Annotated in this window: 18 protein-coding genes; 9 read left to right on the top strand and 9 right to left on the bottom strand. The window is 59.5% G+C overall.

The window, feature by feature from the left end; translation table 11 throughout:
• The first annotated feature begins 46 nt into the window (after positions 1 to 46).
• The 4 genes from RG836_RS11225 to RG836_RS11210 all read left to right on the top strand — a co-directional run bounded on the left by RG836_RS11225 (position 47) and on the right by RG836_RS11210 (position 3,352).
• A complete protein-coding gene (locus RG836_RS11225; protein ID WP_310845438.1) occupies positions 47 to 640 on the top strand; it encodes an aminodeoxychorismate/anthranilate synthase component II in 594 nt (197 codons plus the stop codon).
• A gap of 9 nt (positions 641 to 649) precedes the next feature.
• The gene (gene trpD, locus RG836_RS11220) at positions 650 to 1,699 is read left to right on the top strand and encodes an anthranilate phosphoribosyltransferase (protein WP_310845437.1); all 1,050 of its coding nucleotides are present in this window, start codon (positions 650 to 652) and stop codon (positions 1,697 to 1,699) included.
• On the top strand, positions 1,696 to 2,532 hold the full coding sequence (trpC, locus tag RG836_RS11215) for an indole-3-glycerol phosphate synthase TrpC (protein ID WP_310845436.1): 837 nt from the start codon (positions 1,696 to 1,698) through the stop codon (positions 2,530 to 2,532). The genes trpD and trpC overlap by 4 nt, the downstream gene beginning before the upstream one ends.
• A 118-nt stretch (positions 2,533 to 2,650) precedes the next feature.
• A complete protein-coding gene (locus tag RG836_RS11210; RefSeq protein ID WP_310845435.1) occupies positions 2,651 to 3,352 on the top strand; it encodes a lipoate--protein ligase family protein in 702 nt (233 codons plus the stop codon).
• On the opposite strand, the gene crp is transcribed toward RG836_RS11210, so the two are convergent.
• Positions 3,349 to 3,993 (bottom strand): cAMP-activated global transcriptional regulator CRP, encoded by a 645-nt coding sequence (gene crp / locus RG836_RS11205; protein ID WP_310845433.1) that lies wholly within the window; start codon positions 3,991 to 3,993, stop codon positions 3,349 to 3,351. The genes RG836_RS11210 and crp overlap by 4 nt on opposite strands.
• A gap of 236 nt (positions 3,994 to 4,229) precedes the next feature.
• Between crp and RG836_RS11200 the strand changes: the two genes are divergently transcribed.
• Both RG836_RS11200 and speD read left to right on the top strand, forming a co-directional pair.
• Complete coding sequence (locus RG836_RS11200; RefSeq protein ID WP_310845432.1) at positions 4,230 to 4,652, top strand: OsmC family protein; 423 nt, start codon at positions 4,230 to 4,232, stop codon at positions 4,650 to 4,652.
• Positions 4,653 to 4,891: 239 nt separating this feature from the next.
• A complete protein-coding gene (gene speD, locus RG836_RS11195) occupies positions 4,892 to 5,686 on the top strand; it encodes an adenosylmethionine decarboxylase (protein ID WP_310845431.1) in 795 nt (264 codons plus the stop codon).
• A gap of 66 nt (positions 5,687 to 5,752) precedes the next feature.
• On the opposite strand, the gene coq7 is transcribed toward speD, so the two are convergent.
• From coq7 to hemJ, 6 genes are all read right to left on the bottom strand, one after another.
• Positions 5,753 to 6,400, bottom strand: a complete 648-nt coding sequence (coq7, locus tag RG836_RS11190) for a 2-polyprenyl-3-methyl-6-methoxy-1,4-benzoquinone monooxygenase (RefSeq protein ID WP_310845430.1) — start codon at positions 6,398 to 6,400, stop codon at positions 5,753 to 5,755.
• A 111-nt stretch (positions 6,401 to 6,511) separates the two neighbouring features.
• On the bottom strand, positions 6,512 to 6,850 hold the full coding sequence (locus RG836_RS11185; RefSeq protein ID WP_060541606.1) for a histidine triad nucleotide-binding protein: 339 nt from the start codon (positions 6,848 to 6,850) through the stop codon (positions 6,512 to 6,514).
• Between the two features lie 77 nt (positions 6,851 to 6,927).
• A complete protein-coding gene (locus RG836_RS11180; RefSeq protein WP_310845428.1) occupies positions 6,928 to 7,716 on the bottom strand; it encodes an SDR family NAD(P)-dependent oxidoreductase in 789 nt (262 codons plus the stop codon).
• A 61-nt stretch (positions 7,717 to 7,777) separates the two neighbouring features.
• Positions 7,778 to 8,686 (bottom strand): DUF805 domain-containing protein, encoded by a 909-nt coding sequence (locus RG836_RS11175; protein ID WP_310845427.1) that lies wholly within the window; start codon positions 8,684 to 8,686, stop codon positions 7,778 to 7,780.
• A 54-nt stretch (positions 8,687 to 8,740) separates the two neighbouring features.
• Entirely contained in the window at positions 8,741 to 9,709 is a 969-nt protein-coding gene (locus tag RG836_RS11170; protein WP_310845426.1) for an NAD(P)H-dependent flavin oxidoreductase, read from the bottom strand.
• Positions 9,710 to 9,742: 33 nt separating this feature from the next.
• Entirely contained in the window at positions 9,743 to 10,174 is a 432-nt protein-coding gene (hemJ, locus tag RG836_RS11165; protein WP_310845425.1) for a protoporphyrinogen oxidase HemJ, read from the bottom strand.
• A 134-nt stretch (positions 10,175 to 10,308) separates the two neighbouring features.
• On the opposite strand from hemJ, the gene argC reads away from it, so the two are divergent.
• Together argC and erpA are read left to right on the top strand one after the other, a co-directional pair.
• The gene (gene argC / locus RG836_RS11160) at positions 10,309 to 11,343 is read left to right on the top strand and encodes an N-acetyl-gamma-glutamyl-phosphate reductase (RefSeq protein ID WP_310845424.1); all 1,035 of its coding nucleotides are present in this window, start codon (positions 10,309 to 10,311) and stop codon (positions 11,341 to 11,343) included.
• A 166-nt stretch (positions 11,344 to 11,509) separates the two neighbouring features.
• Entirely contained in the window at positions 11,510 to 11,860 is a 351-nt protein-coding gene (gene erpA, locus RG836_RS11155) for an iron-sulfur cluster insertion protein ErpA (RefSeq protein WP_003176443.1), read from the top strand.
• A gap of 82 nt (positions 11,861 to 11,942) precedes the next feature.
• Here erpA and RG836_RS11150 read toward each other — a convergent pair whose 3' ends face one another.
• Together RG836_RS11150 and RG836_RS11145 are read right to left on the bottom strand one after the other, a co-directional pair.
• Positions 11,943 to 13,034, bottom strand: a complete 1,092-nt coding sequence (locus tag RG836_RS11150; RefSeq protein WP_310845417.1) for an anhydro-N-acetylmuramic acid kinase — start codon at positions 13,032 to 13,034, stop codon at positions 11,943 to 11,945.
• Between the two features lie 3 nt (positions 13,035 to 13,037).
• Complete coding sequence (locus RG836_RS11145) at positions 13,038 to 14,474, bottom strand: peptidoglycan DD-metalloendopeptidase family protein (protein WP_310845416.1); 1,437 nt, start codon at positions 14,472 to 14,474, stop codon at positions 13,038 to 13,040.
• A gap of 210 nt (positions 14,475 to 14,684) precedes the next feature.
• Between RG836_RS11145 and tyrS the strand changes: the two genes are divergently transcribed.
• Positions 14,685 to 15,884 carry a tyrosine--tRNA ligase gene (gene tyrS / locus RG836_RS11140; RefSeq protein WP_310845551.1) on the top strand — a complete coding sequence of 400 codons (1,200 nt, stop codon included), beginning with the start codon at positions 14,685 to 14,687 and terminating at the stop codon, positions 15,882 to 15,884.
• Positions 15,885 to 15,906 lie beyond the last annotated feature (22 nt).

Genomic DNA, 15,906 nt, shown 5'->3' with positions numbered 1-15,906 from the left:
TGGAAGGCGTATTTAAAGTCAGTGTATTCAAGAGGTTTTCAACGCCATGTTGCTGATGATCGATAATTACGACTCTTTTACTTACAACGTTGTGCAATACCTTGGTGAGCTGGGTTCCCAGGTCAAGGTTGTGCGTAACGATGAACTCACCATTGCCGAAATCGAAGCCCTCAACCCTGAGCGCATCGTCGTGTCCCCCGGCCCGTGCACCCCGACAGAAGCCGGTATTTCCATCGAAGCCATCAACCATTTTGCCGGCAAGCTGCCGATCCTCGGCGTCTGCCTGGGACATCAAGCCATTGGCCAAGCGTTTGGTGGCGACGTGGTGCGGGCCCGGCAAGTGATGCACGGTAAGACTAGTCCGGTATTTCACGAGGACAAGGGCGTTTTTGCCGGGCTTAACCGCCCGTTGACCGTCACCCGCTACCATTCGCTGATCGTCAAGCGTGAAACCTTGCCGGACTGCCTCGAACTGACGGCCTGGACCCAACTGGAAGACGGCTCGGTCGACGAGATCATGGGCCTGCGCCACAAAACCTTGAACATCGAGGGCGTGCAGTTCCACCCCGAGTCGATCCTCACCGAGCAGGGCCATGAGCTGTTCGCCAACTTCCTCAAACAAACCGGCGGCACGCGCTAAGGACTTCCCATGAATATCAAGACAGCCCTGAGCCGTATCGTCGATCACCTCGACCTCAGCACCGATGAAATGCGCGACGTGATGCGCGAAATCATGACCGGCCAGTGCAGCGACGCGCAGATCGGCGCGTTCATGATGGCCATGCGCATGAAGAGCGAAAGCATCGATGAAATCGTCGGCGCGGTCTCGGTGATGCGTGAGCTGGCGGACAAGGTCGAACTCAAGACTCTCGATGGTGTGGTGGACGTGGTCGGGACCGGCGGTGATGGCGCCAATATTTTCAACGTCTCCACCGCCTCGGCGTTCGTAGTGGCGGCGGCCGGTTGCACCGTGGCCAAACACGGTAATCGTGCAGTCTCGGGCAAGAGCGGCAGCGCCGATTTGCTCGAAGCAGCCGGCATCTACCTGAACCTGACGTCGGTCCAGGTGGCCCGCTGCATCGATAATGTCGGCATCGGTTTCATGTTCGCCCAGACGCACCACAGCGCCATGAAGTATGCCGCCGGCCCGCGCCGTGATCTGGGCTTGCGCACCCTGTTCAACATGCTCGGCCCGCTTACGAATCCGGCCGGCGTGAAACATCAGGTGGTCGGCGTGTTCAACCCGGCACTGTGCCGGCCGTTGGCCGAGGTCTTGCAACGTATGGGCAGCAAGCATGTGCTGGTGGTGCATTCGAAGGATGGTCTGGACGAGTTCAGCCTCGCCGCGCCGACTTTCGTCGCCGAGCTGAAGAATGACCAGATCAGCGAATATTGGGTCGAGCCGGAAGACCTGGGCATGAAGAGCCAGAGCCTGCACGGCCTGGCGGTCGACAGCCCGGCCGCGTCGTTGGAGCTGATCCGCGATGCCTTGGGCAAGCGCAAGACCGAAAACGGCCAGAAAGCCGCCGAAATGATTGTGCTCAATGCCGGTGCCGCGCTGTACGCCGCCGACCATGCCACCAGCCTGAAAGAGGGCGTGGCGCTCGCGCATGACGCACTGCACACAGGGCTCGCTCGGGAGAAGCTCGAGGAGTTGGGTGCATTTACCGCGGTATTCAAAGTGGAGAATGAGGGATGAGTGTACCGACGGTTCTGGAAAACATTCTGGCGCGCAAGGTCGAGGAGGTCGCCGAGCGTCGTGCGCGCGTGAGCCTGGCCGAGCTGGAAGTCCTGGCCAAGGCTGCCGATGCCCCCCGTGGTTTTGCCCAGGCGCTGTTGGCCCAGGCCAAGACCAAACAACCGGCGGTGATTGCGGAAATCAAGAAAGCTTCACCGAGCAAAGGCGTGATCCGCGAGGACTTCGTGCCCGCCGACATTGCCAAGAGCTACGAGAAGGGCGGGGCCACCTGCCTGTCGGTGCTCACCGACATTGATTACTTCCAGGGCGCCGATACCTACCTGCAACAGGCGCGCGCCGCATGCAGTCTGCCTGTGATCCGCAAGGACTTCATGATCGATCCGTACCAGATCGTCGAAGCCCGTGCCCTCGGTGCTGACTGTATCCTGCTGATCGTCTCGGCACTGGACGACGGCAAAATGGCCGAACTCGCCGCGGTGGCGAAAACCGTTGGTCTCGATGTGCTGGTGGAAGTGCATGACGGTGACGAACTGGAGCGGGCCCTGAAAACCCTCGACACGCCGTTGGTGGGCGTCAACAACCGCAATTTGCACACCTTCGAAGTCAATCTCGAAACCACTCTCGACCTGCTGCCGCGCATCCCCCGCGATCGCCTGGTGATCACCGAAAGCGGCATCCTCAACCGCGCGGACGTGGAGCTGATGGAAATCAGCGACGTGTATTCGTTCCTGGTGGGCGAAGCTTTCATGCGCGCGGAGAGCCCGGGCACCGAACTGCAACGCCTGTTCTTCCCGGAGCGCGGCGTGTCGATCAGCGGTTCTACACTGGACTGATCGTCTTTAGACCGAGTCGACTCGTTCGCGAGCAGGCTCGCCCCCACAGGTTTTCACTGCGATCCAGTGTGGGAGCGAGCCTGCTCGCGAAGACGGCATCAGCCTCCGCGGAGTAGCCATGACTTTACTGACGTCCCTGACCATCGCCGCCGGCCTGCAAGCCGAACAGGATTTGCTGGCCTCAGTCTGCGCTGGCGACGCCGAGTTCGGCCTGCTGTTCTGGCAGCCCAGCGACCGCGCCCTGGTCATGCCGCGCCGTTTGAATCGCTTGCCGCAATTCGAATCCGCCTGTGAAGTCTCCGCCGCCGCGGGTTGGCCCGTCCTGCTGCGGGAAACCGGCGGCGAGCCGGTGCCGCAATCAGCCTCGACGGTCAACATTGCCCTGGTGTACGCACCACCGCGCAGCGAGGGTGATCAGAATCGCATCGAGAGCGGCTATCGCCGGCTCTGCGATCCGCTCTGTGAGTTGCTGGATGAGTTGGGTGGCGTGGCGTCGTTGGGGGAAATCGATGGCGCATTTTGCGACGGTCGTTTCAACGTCAACCTCGACGGTCGCAAGATGGTCGGCACGGCCCAGCGCTGGCGCCAGAGCCAGGGCGGCACCCGCCCCGTTGGTCTGGTGCACGGGGCGATGCTGCTGGATGACGAGCGCGAGTCGATGGTGGCAGCGGTCAATCGCTTCAATCAAGCGTGCGGTATTGAGCAGCGGGTGCGCGCCGATAGCCATATCGCCCTGCACGAAAAATACCCCGCGCCGGATGCACTGCAGCGACTCGACGGGTTATACCGCCGAATGCTGGCGCAAATGTTCCAGGGTTAACGCGTGCCGTAGACCACCATGGTCTTGCCTTTGACGTCCACCAGGTTGCGTTCTTCCAGATCCTTGAGCACGCGGCCAACCATCTCCCGCGAACAGCCGACGATCCGCCCGATTTCCTGGCGGGTCACTTTGATCTGCATGCCGTCCGGGTGTGTCATGGCATCCGGTTGCTTGCACAAGTCCAGCAGGCAGCGGGCGACGCGACCGGTGACGTCGAAGAACGCCAGGTCGCCGACCTTGCGAGTGGTGTTGCGCAGGCGTTGTGCGATTTGTCCGCTGAGGACGTAGAGAATGTCTGGGTCTTGCTGGGACAATTCACGGAATTTCGCGTAGCTGATTTCCGCAACTTCACATTCAACCTTGGCCCGAACCCAAGCGCTGCGCGCCTGTTCCTGGCCGGCCTGTTCGAACAGCCCCAATTCCCCGAAAAAGTCGCCGGCATTGAGGTAGGCGATGATCATCTCGCGACCTTCGTCATCCTCGATGAGGATGGTGACCGACCCTTTGATGATGAAGAACAGCGACTCCGAACGATCGCCCGCGCCAATGATATTGCTCTTGGCCTGGAAGCGACGGCGTTGACAATGCATCAGCAACTTGTCGAGGTTCTTGATTTTGGGTGTGGGGGTAATAGCAACCATGGTTGTATCCCGAAAAGACTGCACGGTGTGATTTGGCTTATTTTTTTGTGTCGCGAGGGCAGGTCGCTAAGCACTGGCTGTGCGCCAGCGAATTGGCGCCAGCTTAACAGACACGTCCGTGAAAATTCGAGAAATTACCTACACCTATGGTGTTGGTTTCCGACGCGCGTGTTCCGCTGTCGACAATAGTCGCTGTGCTAAGCTGGCGACCCTTTTTTAACAGTGGAGTCTTGGCGATGAAGGCACGCATCCAATGGGCTGGCGAAGCCATGTTCCTCGGTGAATCCGGCAGCGGTCACGTGGTAGTGATGGACGGCCCGCCCGATGCTGGTGGCCGCAACCTGGGTGTCCGGCCGATGGAAATGCTCTTGCTGGGCGTCGGTGGTTGCAGCAACTTCGACGTGGTCAGCATCCTCAAGAAGTCGCGCCAGGCCGTGGAAAGTTGCGAGGCCTTCCTTGAAGCCGAGCGGGCGACCGAAGACCCGAAGGTGTTCACCAAGATTCACATGCACTTCGTGGTCAAGGGCCGGGCGCTGAAAGAAGCGCAGGTCAAGCGCGCGATCGAGTTGTCGGCAGAGAAGTATTGCTCGGCGTCGATCATGCTTGGCGCCGCGGGTGTCGAGATCACCCACGACTACGAGATCATCGAAGTCGGCTGATTCGACATTCAACTATCATAAAAGCAGTGCAGACTCTGGCGATCACCGCTCGACGTCTGCATAATGCGCCACTTTTTTCAGGGTCGTGGCCCGTCAACCGACTGGCCGCGCCACCCGAACAGACAACCAAAATCGCCATCGCGAAGAGGTGTTAACCGTCCTACGCAGGTGCGTCGTTCGCATCTGACGGGCATGCTTGATCACGCGGCCGGGCCGCAATACATAGAGAGTTTTTAACGGTGAAAAGCAAACTCAAGCTCCACGGGTTCAATAACCTGACAAAGACCTTGAGCTTCAACATCTATGACATCTGCTACGCGGAAACCCCGCAAGACCAGCAGGCCTACGTCGAATACATCAACCAGATGTACGACGCCGAGCGCCTCACGCAGATCCTCACGGAAGTTGTCGATATCATTGGGGCCAACATCCTGAACATCGCCCGTCAGGATTACGACCCGCAAGGCGCCAGTGTGACCATCCTGATCTCGGAAGAGCCGGTAACGCCGACTGAGAGCCAGATCGAAGAGTCCCCAGGCCCATTGCCCGAAATTATCCTGGCCCACCTCGATAAGAGCCACATCACAGTGCATACCTACCCGGAAATCCATCCGGTGGACGGGATTGCCACTTTCCGTGTGGACATCGACGTGTCGACCTGCGGAGTGATTTCACCGCTCAAAGCACTCAACTTCCTGATTCACCAGTTCGAGTCGGACATTGTCACCGTCGACTATCGCGTGCGTGGCTTTACCCGTGACGTTGAAGGTAAAAAGCACTTCATCGACCACGAGATCAACTCGATCCAGAACTACTTGTCCGAGGACACGCGCGACGGTTACCAGATGACCGACGTCAACGTGTACCAGGAGAACATGTTCCACACCAAGATGCTGCTCAAGAACTTCGAACTGGACAACTACCTGTTCGGCGACGCGACCAGCAACCTGTCGCCTGAGCAACGGGCGCAAGTGACGGATCGCGTGAAGCACGAAATGCTGGAAATCTTCTACGCGCGCAACATGCCGACGTAAGAGTTCAAGCACAAAAAAAGGCGACTACTGTTTGGCAGTAGTCGCCTTTTTCATGTCTGGCGCAGCTCAGATCCGGTAGGTGCTTTTGGTCATGACTTTGGCCAATACACTCATGCCGAACTTCACTGGCGCCGGGAAGCGGAAACCGCCAGCATCCAGCGCGCTTTCGGCGTGGTGTTCTTCGTCGATGCGCATCTGCTCGAGAATCGCCCGGGATTTTTCATCCTCCGCCGGCAGTTGCTCAAGGTGTTCATTCAAGTGCTTGCACACTTGGTGTTCGGTGGCAGCGACAAAACCGAGGCTGACCTTGTCGCTGATCAACCCGGCTACCGCGCCAATCCCGAACGACATCCCGTAAAACAGTGGATTGAGGATGCTGGTGTGGCTGCCGAGTTGCTTGATGCGTTGTTCGCACCAGACCAGATGATCGATCTCTTCTTCGGCGGCGTGCTCCATGGCGGCACGCACTTGCGGCAGCTTGGCGGTCAGCGCCTGGCCCTGGTACAGCGCCTGGGCGCAGACTTCGCCAGTGTGGTTGATGCGCATCAGGCCGGCGACATGGCGGGTATCTTCGTCGCTCATTTTCGCCTCGGGCTGCACGATGGCCGGCGATGGCCGATAAGGCTGGCCACTGGACGGCAGCAGCGTGCGCATGGCGGCATCGGCTTGCAGCAGGAGACGATCGATCGGCGAGTAGTGACGTTGGGTAGTCATGCTGACCTCCGGGAAGAAACTCGGCGGCCAGTTTAACCCAATCGGCCGGGGAAGGTTTGCGCTGGGTCATGCACGAGTGAGCGGTGCCCACTCGGCAGTGATGGCTCGCTCTCAGCCCGGTGGCCAGTTCATCTGGCGTTGCCCGAGCACATGCATGTGAATGTGGTAGACCGTCTGCCCGCCCTCTTCGTTGCAGTTCATCACCACGCGGAAGCCTTTCTCGCAACCCAGTTCGAGGGCCAGGCGTTGTGCGGTGAACAGAATATGTCCGGCCAGCGCCTTGTCGTCTTCGGTCAGATCGTTGAGGGTGCGCACCGGTTTTTTCGGAATCACCAGGAAATGCACCGGGGCCTGTGGGGCGATGTCGTGGAACGCCAGAACCTGGTCGTCCTCGTAGATGATCTTGGCCGGGATTTCCCGGTTGATGATCTTGGTGAACAGAGTATCCACAGCTGTTTCTCCATTGAGTGGGCCGGGCCGAGTGTACTCAAGGGGTTCACTCGCGCCCAGCCTTTTGCTGGTAGGGGTCAGCGCGGGCAGTAGGCCTTGTTGGCCATGCCCGTGAGTGTGCGTGTCAGCCAGCGCGAGCTCAGCCGCGGTAGAAAGGCGAGCCAGCGGTTGCGTTGGCCGGGAATGATGATTGCGCGGTTCTTCTCCAGGGCGCGCACGGTGTAGAGCGCGACTTCTTCGGGGCTCATGAGCAAAGTGCTGTCGGCCAGTTTGCTGTCGTTCAATTTCGCGGTGCGGAAAAAACCTGTGCGGGTCGGGCCGGGGCACAGCACCGAGACCTTTACCGCGCATTTTTTCAACTCGACCCGCAGGCCTTCGGAGAAGTGCAGCACATAGGCTTTGCTGGCGTAATACGTGCTCATCCAAGGCCCTGGGCGGAACGCCGCGACGGACGCAACGTTGAGGATTTGCCCGCCGCCCTGCAGTGCCATGCTGTTGCCGATGGCGTGGCAGAGTCGGGTCAGGGCCAGGATGTTGACCTCGATCAGATCCTGCTCGGTCATCCAGTCTTGCGCCAGGAACGGTCCGCAGGTACCCATGCCGGCGCAATTGACCAGCAGATCAATCTGCCGGTCACCTTCTTCGAGTTCCAGCAGGAAGCCGGACAGCCGCAAGGGCTCGCCCAGGTCACAGGCACGGAACAGCACCTCGACGCCGAAGCGTTGGGTCAGTTCGATCGCGATGCTTTCCAGCTGATCACGTTGTCGGGCCACCAGAATCAGGCTGCGGCCGCGGCGAGCCAGCGCTTCGGCCATGGCCAGGCCTATACCGCTGGAAGCGCCAGTGATCAGAGCGTAACGGGTCATGCAGTTCTCCATCGCAACGGCTTGCCGCCTGTGGACAGAGACGTCCGGGCACCAAGCGCGTTTATTCTTTCTCGTAGTCTACAGCGGCCGGGGGTGACTCGGCCTCTACATCATCGGTAGTGGTGTCATCGGCGGGCGCGGCGCTTTCTTCGCTGATGATCGAACTGCTCTCGTATTCTTCCTGGAGGGTCGTCAAGCCGCCGGTGATGCCGCTGATGAACACGATGGCAATCAACACCAGCCACAGCGATGCGATCACCTTGACCGCCGTGCTGTTGGGCGGTTGCGGTGGGCCATATCGATTGGGTCCGGTATTGCCCGGCAGCAACATCAGCAGGAACGGGAAGAATCCGCCTATGAACGGCACCAGGTTCAGCAGCCACAACCAGCCGGACCAGCCGAGGTCGTGCAAGCGCTGCACGCTGATGGTGATGTTGACGTAGAGATAGGCGATGACCGCAATCGCTGTCAGGACCATGGCCAGGACGGTCATGTCTTCACTGAACATCGCAATCAGCAGGAACAGGGCAACGGCGCCGATCACCGCCAACGCGACCATTGACCAGGCGAGGTAGCGCAAGCGGCCAATGCGACCCTGAATGCCGAAGACTTTCAGTTGCGAATATTCTGCCAGTGCTTCGCCCACCGCTGCGCGGGGCGGACTGTACGGCGATTCGTCGCCCAGCGTCAGCGAGCCGCTCACCGGCGTGGAAGTCGGCGCAATCGGTGCGGCCACGACTTCCGCTTCAATACGTGCGTGGATACCGGTCCGGGTCAGCTCATTCAAGTAGGTCTGCGCATCGGCGTGGGACAAGTCGCGCTTGAGCGCAACCGTTTGGCCGCTGAACAAACGCTCGATGGCCGCGACATCGGTCTTGAACAAATCAGCCAGGTTAAGTTTGGCCGTGGTGATGTCGACCTCGGGTTGCAGGGCGCCATCGAACACGATCTTGTATCGGGTATCGCTCATGCAGCACTTCCTTGTCTCGATGGATCGTCAGTGGCCAGGATAATGGCGGGGCTGTCAGCGCGGCCAGCGCTTGGGCAATTGCGCCGCGTGTTCCAGGGCCTTGCGGTATTCGGCATCCAGGCGCGCCACCAGTTCATCTACGCTCGGCAAATCGTCGATTTCGCCAACGCCCTGGCCAGCGGACCATACGGTTTTCCAGGCTTTGGCTTCGTCACTGACGGGTTTGAGTTTGGAGCCGAAGTCGACCTCACCCTTGGCCTGCAACGCGGCCATGTCGAAGCCGGCATTTTCCAGACTTTGGCGCATGAAGCTCGCGGGAACCCCGGACACGGCTGGAGTATGGACGATGTCGGCGGCGCGGGCTGTCAGCAACATCTGTTTGTAGGCGTCAGGCGCATGACTTTCAGTGGTGCCGATAAATCGCGTTCCGAAGTAGGCCAAATCCGCACCGAGCAATTGCGCGGCGAGAATCTCATGCCCATGGTTGAGGCACCCGGCCAGCAGGAGAGTCTTGTCGAAGAATTGCCGAATCTCCGCGATCAGTGAGAATGGGCTCCAAGTCCCGGCATGCCCGCCCGCGCCGGCCGCCACCGCGATCAAGCCATCGACCCCGGCCTCGGCGGCTTTCTCGGCATGCCGGCGAGTCGTCACATCATGGAATACCAGGCCGCCGTAGCTGTGCACCGCATCCACCAACTCTTTCACCGCGCCGAGGCTGGTGATGATGATCGGCACTTTGTGCTCTATGCAGATATCCAGGTCTGCTTGCAGGCGCGGGTTGCTGTTGTGAACGATCAGGTTCACCGCATAGGGTGCGGGGTTGTCCAGAGCGGCCAGCCCTGCTTCGATTTCCTCCAGCCAGGCCTTGAAGCCACTGCTTTCGCGCTGGTTGAGGGCGGGGAAGCTGCCGACCACACCATTGCGGCAGCAGGCCAGCACCAGTTGCGGATTGGAAATCAGGAACATCGGCGCCGCCACGACGGGCAAGCGCAGATGTTGTTCGAGCAGAGCGGGCAACGACATGGCAGGTACCCCGGAGCGAATGGCTGATAGAAGTTAAAACGGCCGAACGACGACCAGAATTACGATAGTCAGCAATATCAGAACCGGCACTTCATTGAACCAGCGATAAAAGACATGGCTGCGGGTGTTCTCGCCACGGGCGAAGCGCTTCACCTGTGCGCCGCACATATGGTGATAGCCGATGAGGATCACCACCAGCGTCAGTTTGGCGTGCATCCAGCCACCTTGGCCGAAATACGCGCTCGGGTTGAGGGCGATCAGCCAGCCGCCAAAGATCAGTGTCGCGATCATTGCCGGGCCCATGATGCCGCGGTACAGCTTGCGCTCCATGAGGCTGAAGCGTTCCTTGCTGACGGTGTCTTCACTTTGCGCGTGATAGACGAACAGCCGCGGCAAGTAGAACAGCCCGGCAAACCAGCAAACGATGCTAACGATGTGAAACACTTTAAGCCACAGATAGAGCATTTTGATTATTCCCAGGTTCACGGTAGCCGGGATAGTAGTAGCTAGGGCCGCCGATCGTCACCTTCGCGGTTGTCGCAGGACGATACGGGCCCTATTATCGTCGGCTTTCCAGTGGGTTCGTTGAGGGCAGGTTTATGGTCAAGGTCGGTATCGTCGGCGGCACGGGTTACACCGGTGTCGAACTGCTGCGTCTGCTGGCACAGCATCCGCAGGCGGAAGTGGTGGTCATCACTTCGCGATCCGAGGCTGGCCTGGCCGTTGCCGACATGTATCCGAACCTGCGAGGCCATTACGACGGCCTGGCGTTCAGTGTTCCAGACATCAAGACCCTGGGCGCTTGCGATGTGGTGTTCTTCGCCACGCCGCACGGTGTTGCCCACGCCTTGGCCGGCGAACTGCTGGCGGCCGGCACCAAGGTCATCGACCTCTCGGCTGACTTCCGTCTGCAAGACGCCGACGAATGGGCGAAGTGGTACGGCCAGCCGCACGGTGCGCCGCAATTGCTGGAAGAGGCAGTCTATGGCTTGCCGGAAGTCAATCGCGAGCAAATCAAGCAAGCACGCCTGATCGCGGTGCCGGGTTGCTATCCAACGGCCACGCAATTGGGTTTCCTGCCGTTGCTCGAAGCAGGCCTGGCGGACACCTCGCGCTTGATCGCTGACTGCAAGTCCGGGGTCAGCGGTGCCGGTCGCGGTGCCTCGGTTGGCTCTTTGTATTCCGAGACCTCGGAAAGCCTGAAGGCTTACGCGGTGAAAGGTCACCGTCACTTGCCGGAAATCCGTCAGGGGCTGCGTCGTGCCGCGGGCAAGGAGGTCGGGCTGACCTTCGTGCCGCATCTGACGCCGATGATTCGTGGCATTCATTCCACGCTGTACGCCACCGTGGTTGATCGCTCAGTGGATCTGCAAGCACTGTTCGAAAAGCGTTATGCCGATGAGCCGTTCGTCGACGTAATGCCGGCCGGTAGCCATCCGGAAACCCGCAGCGTGCGCGGTGCCAACGTCTGCCGGATTGCTGTGCATCGGCCGCAGGACGGTGATCTGGTGGTGGTGCTCTCGGTGATCGATAACCTGGTCAAAGGCGCGTCGGGTCAGGCAGTGCAGAACATGAACATCCTGTTTGGTCTGGATGAGCGCTTGGGCTTGTCCCACGCCGGCATGCTGCCGTAAGCGATTGCCAGCTGGCACAAAGGCCCATTTGCTGGGCCTTTTTGCATTGCGCACCGGGAAAACGTTTGATTGATATACCGTAACAATAGTTGACCAATTTTCTAGGAGAAGCGGATAATGCGCGTCATCACGCATTATGGCGGCGTAACGCCGGGAGATAGTTAGCATGAGCGTCGAATCCTTCACCCCCACGGCTTTGCAATTCACCCACGGTGCCGCGCACAAGGTGAAGAGCCTGGTCGATGAAGAGGGGAATGATCGCTTGAAGCTGCGCGTTTTCGTAACGGGCGGCGGTTGTTCCGGGTTTCAGTACGGCTTCACGTTCGATGAAGACGTAGCCGATGACGACACCATCGTCGAGCGCGAAGGCGTGAGCCTGGTGGTCGACCCGATGAGTTTCCAGTACCTCGCCGGTGCTGAAGTGGACTATCAGGAAGGTCTGGAAGGTTCGCGTTTTGTCATCAAGAACCCGAACGCGACCACCACTTGCGGTTGCGGGTCGTCCTTCTCGATCTGATTGCAGTCACGGCTACACGAAAACGCCGCAGAACCTTTGGGTCCTGCGGCGTTTTGCTGTGCGTGGTTTGTGAGCGAGCGCGTCAGGCGGGATAGATCGCGCCGAGGATGCGCAAGCCCCGGGCGCCGGTGACGCTCGGGCGATTGGCCGCAATGCCTTCCATGCAACAGTGAGCCAGCCAGGCGAAAGCCATGGCTTCCACCCAGTCCGGGTCCACGCCGTAGGTGGCGGTGCTGCTGACATTGGCGTTCGGCAGCAGGCTCGCGAGACGCTTCATCAGCGTGGCGTTGTGCGCGCCGCCACCGCAGACCAGTAATTCCTGAGTGTCGATCTGAGCCTTTTGCAGTGACTCGACAATGGTCGTGACAGTCAGCTCGAGCAGAGTCGCCTGCACGTTTTCCGCCGCAAAGTTCGGCAGTCGCGAAAGGTGTTGGGTCAGCCACGGCAAATTGAACACTTCGCGGCCGGTGCTTTTCGGACCTTGGGTGACGAAGAACGGATCGCTGAGCAGTGCTGCTAGGAGCGCTGGCTCGACCTTGCCGCTAGCCGCCCATTGGCCGTCGCGGTCGAAATGTTCGCCGCGTTGTTGGTGAATCCAGGCATCCAGCAAGACATTGCCCGGGCCACAGTCGAAGCCCGCAACGGGCTTGCCGGTTTCGATCAGGCTGAGGTTGCTGAAGCCACCAACGTTCAAAACGGCGCGATTTCCCTTCTGCTGTTCGAACAGTGCTTCGTGGAATGCAGGAACCAGCGGTGCGCCTTGGCCGCCGGCAGCGACGTCGCGGCTGCGGAAATCGCTGACGACCGTGATGCCCGTCAACTCGGTGAGCAGCGCCGGGTTGCCGATCTGCACGGTGAAGCCACGTGCAGGCTCATGGCGGATGGTTTGCCCATGGCTGCCAATCGCGCGGATGTCTGCGGGTTTGAGGTGTTGCTGCTCAAGCAGCGTATGAATGCCCTGCGCTGCGAGCGTCACCCAGTGTTGCTGGGCGATGGCTGAGCGGGCGATTTCATCCGGACCGCTGGCGCACAGGCCGAGCAGCTCGGCGCGCAGTGGCTCGGGCATGGCGATGTAGTGGGTGGCTACCAGCCTGATCGCCGAAGTTTGCTCTATCAGCGCAATGTCCAAGCCGTCGAGGCTGGTCCCGGACATCACGCCTATATAAAGAGGCATGGCTTAACGCTTGCTCGAGGCCAGCATCGTGGCTTTCTCTTGGTCCATGCGTGCCATCAGCGGCTGGCTTTGTGCAAGGAAGCGCGCGCGTTCGGTTTTGGCAATCGGGTCGGCCATTGGCAACTTCTGACCCAGCGGATCGACGTGAACGCCGTTGACCTGGAATTCATAGTGCAAATGCGGGCCGGTGGAGAGACCGGTGGTGCCGATATAGCCGATCACTTGGCCCTGCTTCACGCTGCCACCGGTTTTGACGCCTTTGGCGAAACCTTGCATGTGGCCATACAGCGTCCGATAAGTGTTGCCGTGCTGGATGATGACAGTATTGCCGTAACCTCCGCGGCGACCGGCCAGCAAGACTTTGCCATCCCCGGCAGCCTTGATCGGCGTGCCTCGTGGAGCGGCATAGTCGACGCCTTTGTGGGCGCGGATCTTGTTCAGGATCGGGTGTTTGCGACCCATGGAGAATTTCGAGCTGATGCGGGCGAAGTCCACCGGGGTGCGGATGAACGCTTTGCGCATGCTGTTGCCGTCAGCGGTGTAATAGCTGCTATTGCCTTGTTTGTTGGTGTAACGCACGGCGGTGTAGGTCTTGCCGCGGTTGGTGAAGCGCGCGGACAGGATCGGACCCGTGCCGACAGCCTTGCCGTTGACCACTTTCTGTTCGTAGATCACGTCGAATTCATCGCCCTGACGGATGTCCTGGGCGAAATCGACGTCGTAGCCAAACACGCTGGCCATGTCCATGGTCAGGCTGTGCGACAGGCCCGCGCGGGCAGCGGATTGCGACAGTGAGCTGTTGATTACGCCGTGGACATACGCGGTGCGCACGGTCGGTTTGGCGGTAATGCGATTGAAGGCATAACCCTTGTCGTTTTTGGTCAGGGTAATGGTTTCGAGGTCGCTGACTTTGCTGTGCAGGTTGGTCAGTTGGCCGTCGGGGCTGAGCTCGAATTCGAGTTTCTGGCCGTGCTTGAGCTGGCTGAACTGCTTGGCTTGTTTGTCGCTGGCCAGTACCTCGTGCACTGAGGTGGCGGGCAGGCCGACTTTCGCGAAGAGCGTCGACAGGGTGTCGCCCTTGGAGACGATGACTTCGCGGTGGCCGGGTGCTTTCTTCTCTTCAACCACGGGCGCTGGCGGCTCTACCGGTACCGGGGCGGCTTCGGCGGTTTCCGGGGTGTCTTCCGTGGTGTTTTCGATTTGCGCGAACGGCGAGGCGGCTGGCTCATTTGTGGCTTGGACGGCGTCAGCAGCGTCTTGGTCTTGTGTCAGTTGTTCAGCGGGGCTGTCCAGCTCCAGGCTTAAGGTCGTCTTTTTGGCTTCAACGTCACTGGAAGGGAATACCAGGAGTGCCAGGCTGAGGAGGGCGGCGATACCACTTGCAGCGAGCAGGTGGGTCTTCGGGTAAAGCGGCGGCGCTTTAGACGGTTCAGTGGTCATAGGTAATTTTGACTTTGAAAAGATGAATTGGAAAAGATGAATGACATGATGAAGATGAAATAACTGTATAAAATATAACCAAATCATCGCTGAAGCAAGCCTGCAGACGTTGCGTCTGTGGATTGCTGTCCGTGCGCCGGGCAAAACTTGTATTTGGTGCGCGATATTGTATGGTTGGTCCCCTTTGAATCTGAGCCTTGCGGGTCTGTTATGAAGTCGGTTGAAGAGCAGCTAGCGCTGATCAAACGTGGTGCGGAAGAACTGTTGGTCGAGTCCGAGCTGATCGAAAAGCTCAAGCGCGGCCAGCCGCTGCGTATTAAGGCCGGCTTCGACCCGACGGCTCCGGATCTGCACTTGGGTCACACCGTGCTTATTAATAAGCTGCGCCAGTTCCAGGAGCTGGGGCATCAGGTGATCTTCCTGATCGGCGATTTCACCGGGATGATCGGTGATCCGAGCGGCAAGAGCGCCACGCGTCCGCCGCTGACTCGTGAGCAAGTGCTCGATAATGCCGAGACGTACAAGACTCAGGTGTTCAAGATTCTGGATCCGGCCAAGACCGAAGTAGCATTCAATTCCACCTGGATGGATCAAATGGGGCCGGCCGACTTCATTCGTCTGACCTCGCAGTACACCGTTGCGCGCATGCTTGAGCGTGACGACTTCGATAAGCGCTACACCACCAATCAACCGATCGCCATCCATGAGTTCCTCTATCCGCTGGTCCAGGGGTATGACTCGGTTGCTCTGCGCGCGGACGTCGAGTTGGGCGGTACCGATCAGAAGTTCAACCTGTTGATGGGGCGTGAACTGCAGCGCAGCTACGGTCAGGAAGCACAATGCATTCTTACCATGCCGTTGCTCGAAGGCCTGGATGGCGTGAAGAAGATGTCCAAGTCGTTGGGCAACTATGTCGGCATTCAGGAGGCGCCGGGGGTGATGTACAGCAAGCTGGTGTCGATTCCTGATGCGCTGATGTGGCGGTACTTTGAGTTGCTCAGCTTCCGCTCCATGGACGAGATCAATGCGTTTCGGGCGGACGTCGAGGCAGGTGCCAATCCTCGTGACATCAAAATCAAACTGGCTGAAGAAATCGTCGCGCGTTTCCATGGTGACGAGGCGGCGGCGAACGCTCATCGCGCTGCGGGTAATCGCATGAAGGATGGCGAGTTGCCGGACGATTTGCCGGAAGTGGAATTGACGGCTGCTGAAGATATGCCGATCGCGGCCGTGCTCAATAAAGCAGGGTTGGTGAAGAACTCTGCGGTAGCTCGTGATCTGCTGGGTTCGGGCGGTGTGCGTATCGATGGTGAAGTGGTTGATCGCACCTTTATATATAAGCTGGGCGCGACCCATGTTTGCCAGGCCGGTAAAAAGGCATTTGCACGTATTACGCTCAAAGCCGAATAAACTGGAAATTAAGGGTTGACGG

The sequence above is a fragment of the Pseudomonas rhizozeae genome (assembly GCF_031583775.1).
In the GTDB taxonomy this organism is placed as follows: domain Bacteria; phylum Pseudomonadota; class Gammaproteobacteria; order Pseudomonadales; family Pseudomonadaceae; genus Aquipseudomonas.
This window is presented reverse-complemented; position numbering and strand designations above follow the sequence as displayed.

What these genes read in the sequence shown, in the direction of transcription:
- RG836_RS11225 (WP_310845438.1), top strand. Translation starts at nt 47, where the DNA reads ATGTTGCTGATGATCGATAATTACGACTCTTTTACTTACAACGTTGTG.
- trpD (WP_310845437.1), top strand. Translation starts at nt 650, where the DNA reads ATGAATATCAAGACAGCCCTGAGCCGTATCGTCGATCACCTCGACCTC.
- trpC (WP_310845436.1), top strand. Translation starts at nt 1,696, where the DNA reads ATGAGTGTACCGACGGTTCTGGAAAACATTCTGGCGCGCAAGGTCGAG.
- RG836_RS11210 (WP_310845435.1), top strand. Translation starts at nt 2,651, where the DNA reads ATGACTTTACTGACGTCCCTGACCATCGCCGCCGGCCTGCAAGCCGAA.
- crp (WP_310845433.1), bottom strand. Translation starts at nt 3,993, where the DNA reads ATGGTTGCTATTACCCCCACACCCAAAATCAAGAACCTCGACAAGTTG.
- RG836_RS11200 (WP_310845432.1), top strand. Translation starts at nt 4,230, where the DNA reads ATGAAGGCACGCATCCAATGGGCTGGCGAAGCCATGTTCCTCGGTGAA.
- coq7 (WP_310845430.1), bottom strand. Translation starts at nt 6,400, where the DNA reads ATGACTACCCAACGTCACTACTCGCCGATCGATCGTCTCCTGCTGCAA.
- RG836_RS11180 (WP_310845428.1), bottom strand. Translation starts at nt 7,716, where the DNA reads ATGACCCGTTACGCTCTGATCACTGGCGCTTCCAGCGGTATAGGCCTG.
- RG836_RS11175 (WP_310845427.1), bottom strand. Translation starts at nt 8,686, where the DNA reads ATGAGCGATACCCGATACAAGATCGTGTTCGATGGCGCCCTGCAACCC.
- RG836_RS11170 (WP_310845426.1), bottom strand. Translation starts at nt 9,709, where the DNA reads ATGTCGTTGCCCGCTCTGCTCGAACAACATCTGCGCTTGCCCGTCGTG.
- hemJ (WP_310845425.1), bottom strand. Translation starts at nt 10,174, where the DNA reads ATGCTCTATCTGTGGCTTAAAGTGTTTCACATCGTTAGCATCGTTTGC.
- argC (WP_310845424.1), top strand. Translation starts at nt 10,309, where the DNA reads ATGGTCAAGGTCGGTATCGTCGGCGGCACGGGTTACACCGGTGTCGAA.
- erpA (WP_003176443.1), top strand. Translation starts at nt 11,510, where the DNA reads ATGAGCGTCGAATCCTTCACCCCCACGGCTTTGCAATTCACCCACGGT.
- RG836_RS11150 (WP_310845417.1), bottom strand. Translation starts at nt 13,034, where the DNA reads ATGCCTCTTTATATAGGCGTGATGTCCGGGACCAGCCTCGACGGCTTG.
- RG836_RS11145 (WP_310845416.1), bottom strand. Translation starts at nt 14,474, where the DNA reads ATGACCACTGAACCGTCTAAAGCGCCGCCGCTTTACCCGAAGACCCAC.
- tyrS (WP_310845551.1), top strand. Translation starts at nt 14,685, where the DNA reads ATGAAGTCGGTTGAAGAGCAGCTAGCGCTGATCAAACGTGGTGCGGAA.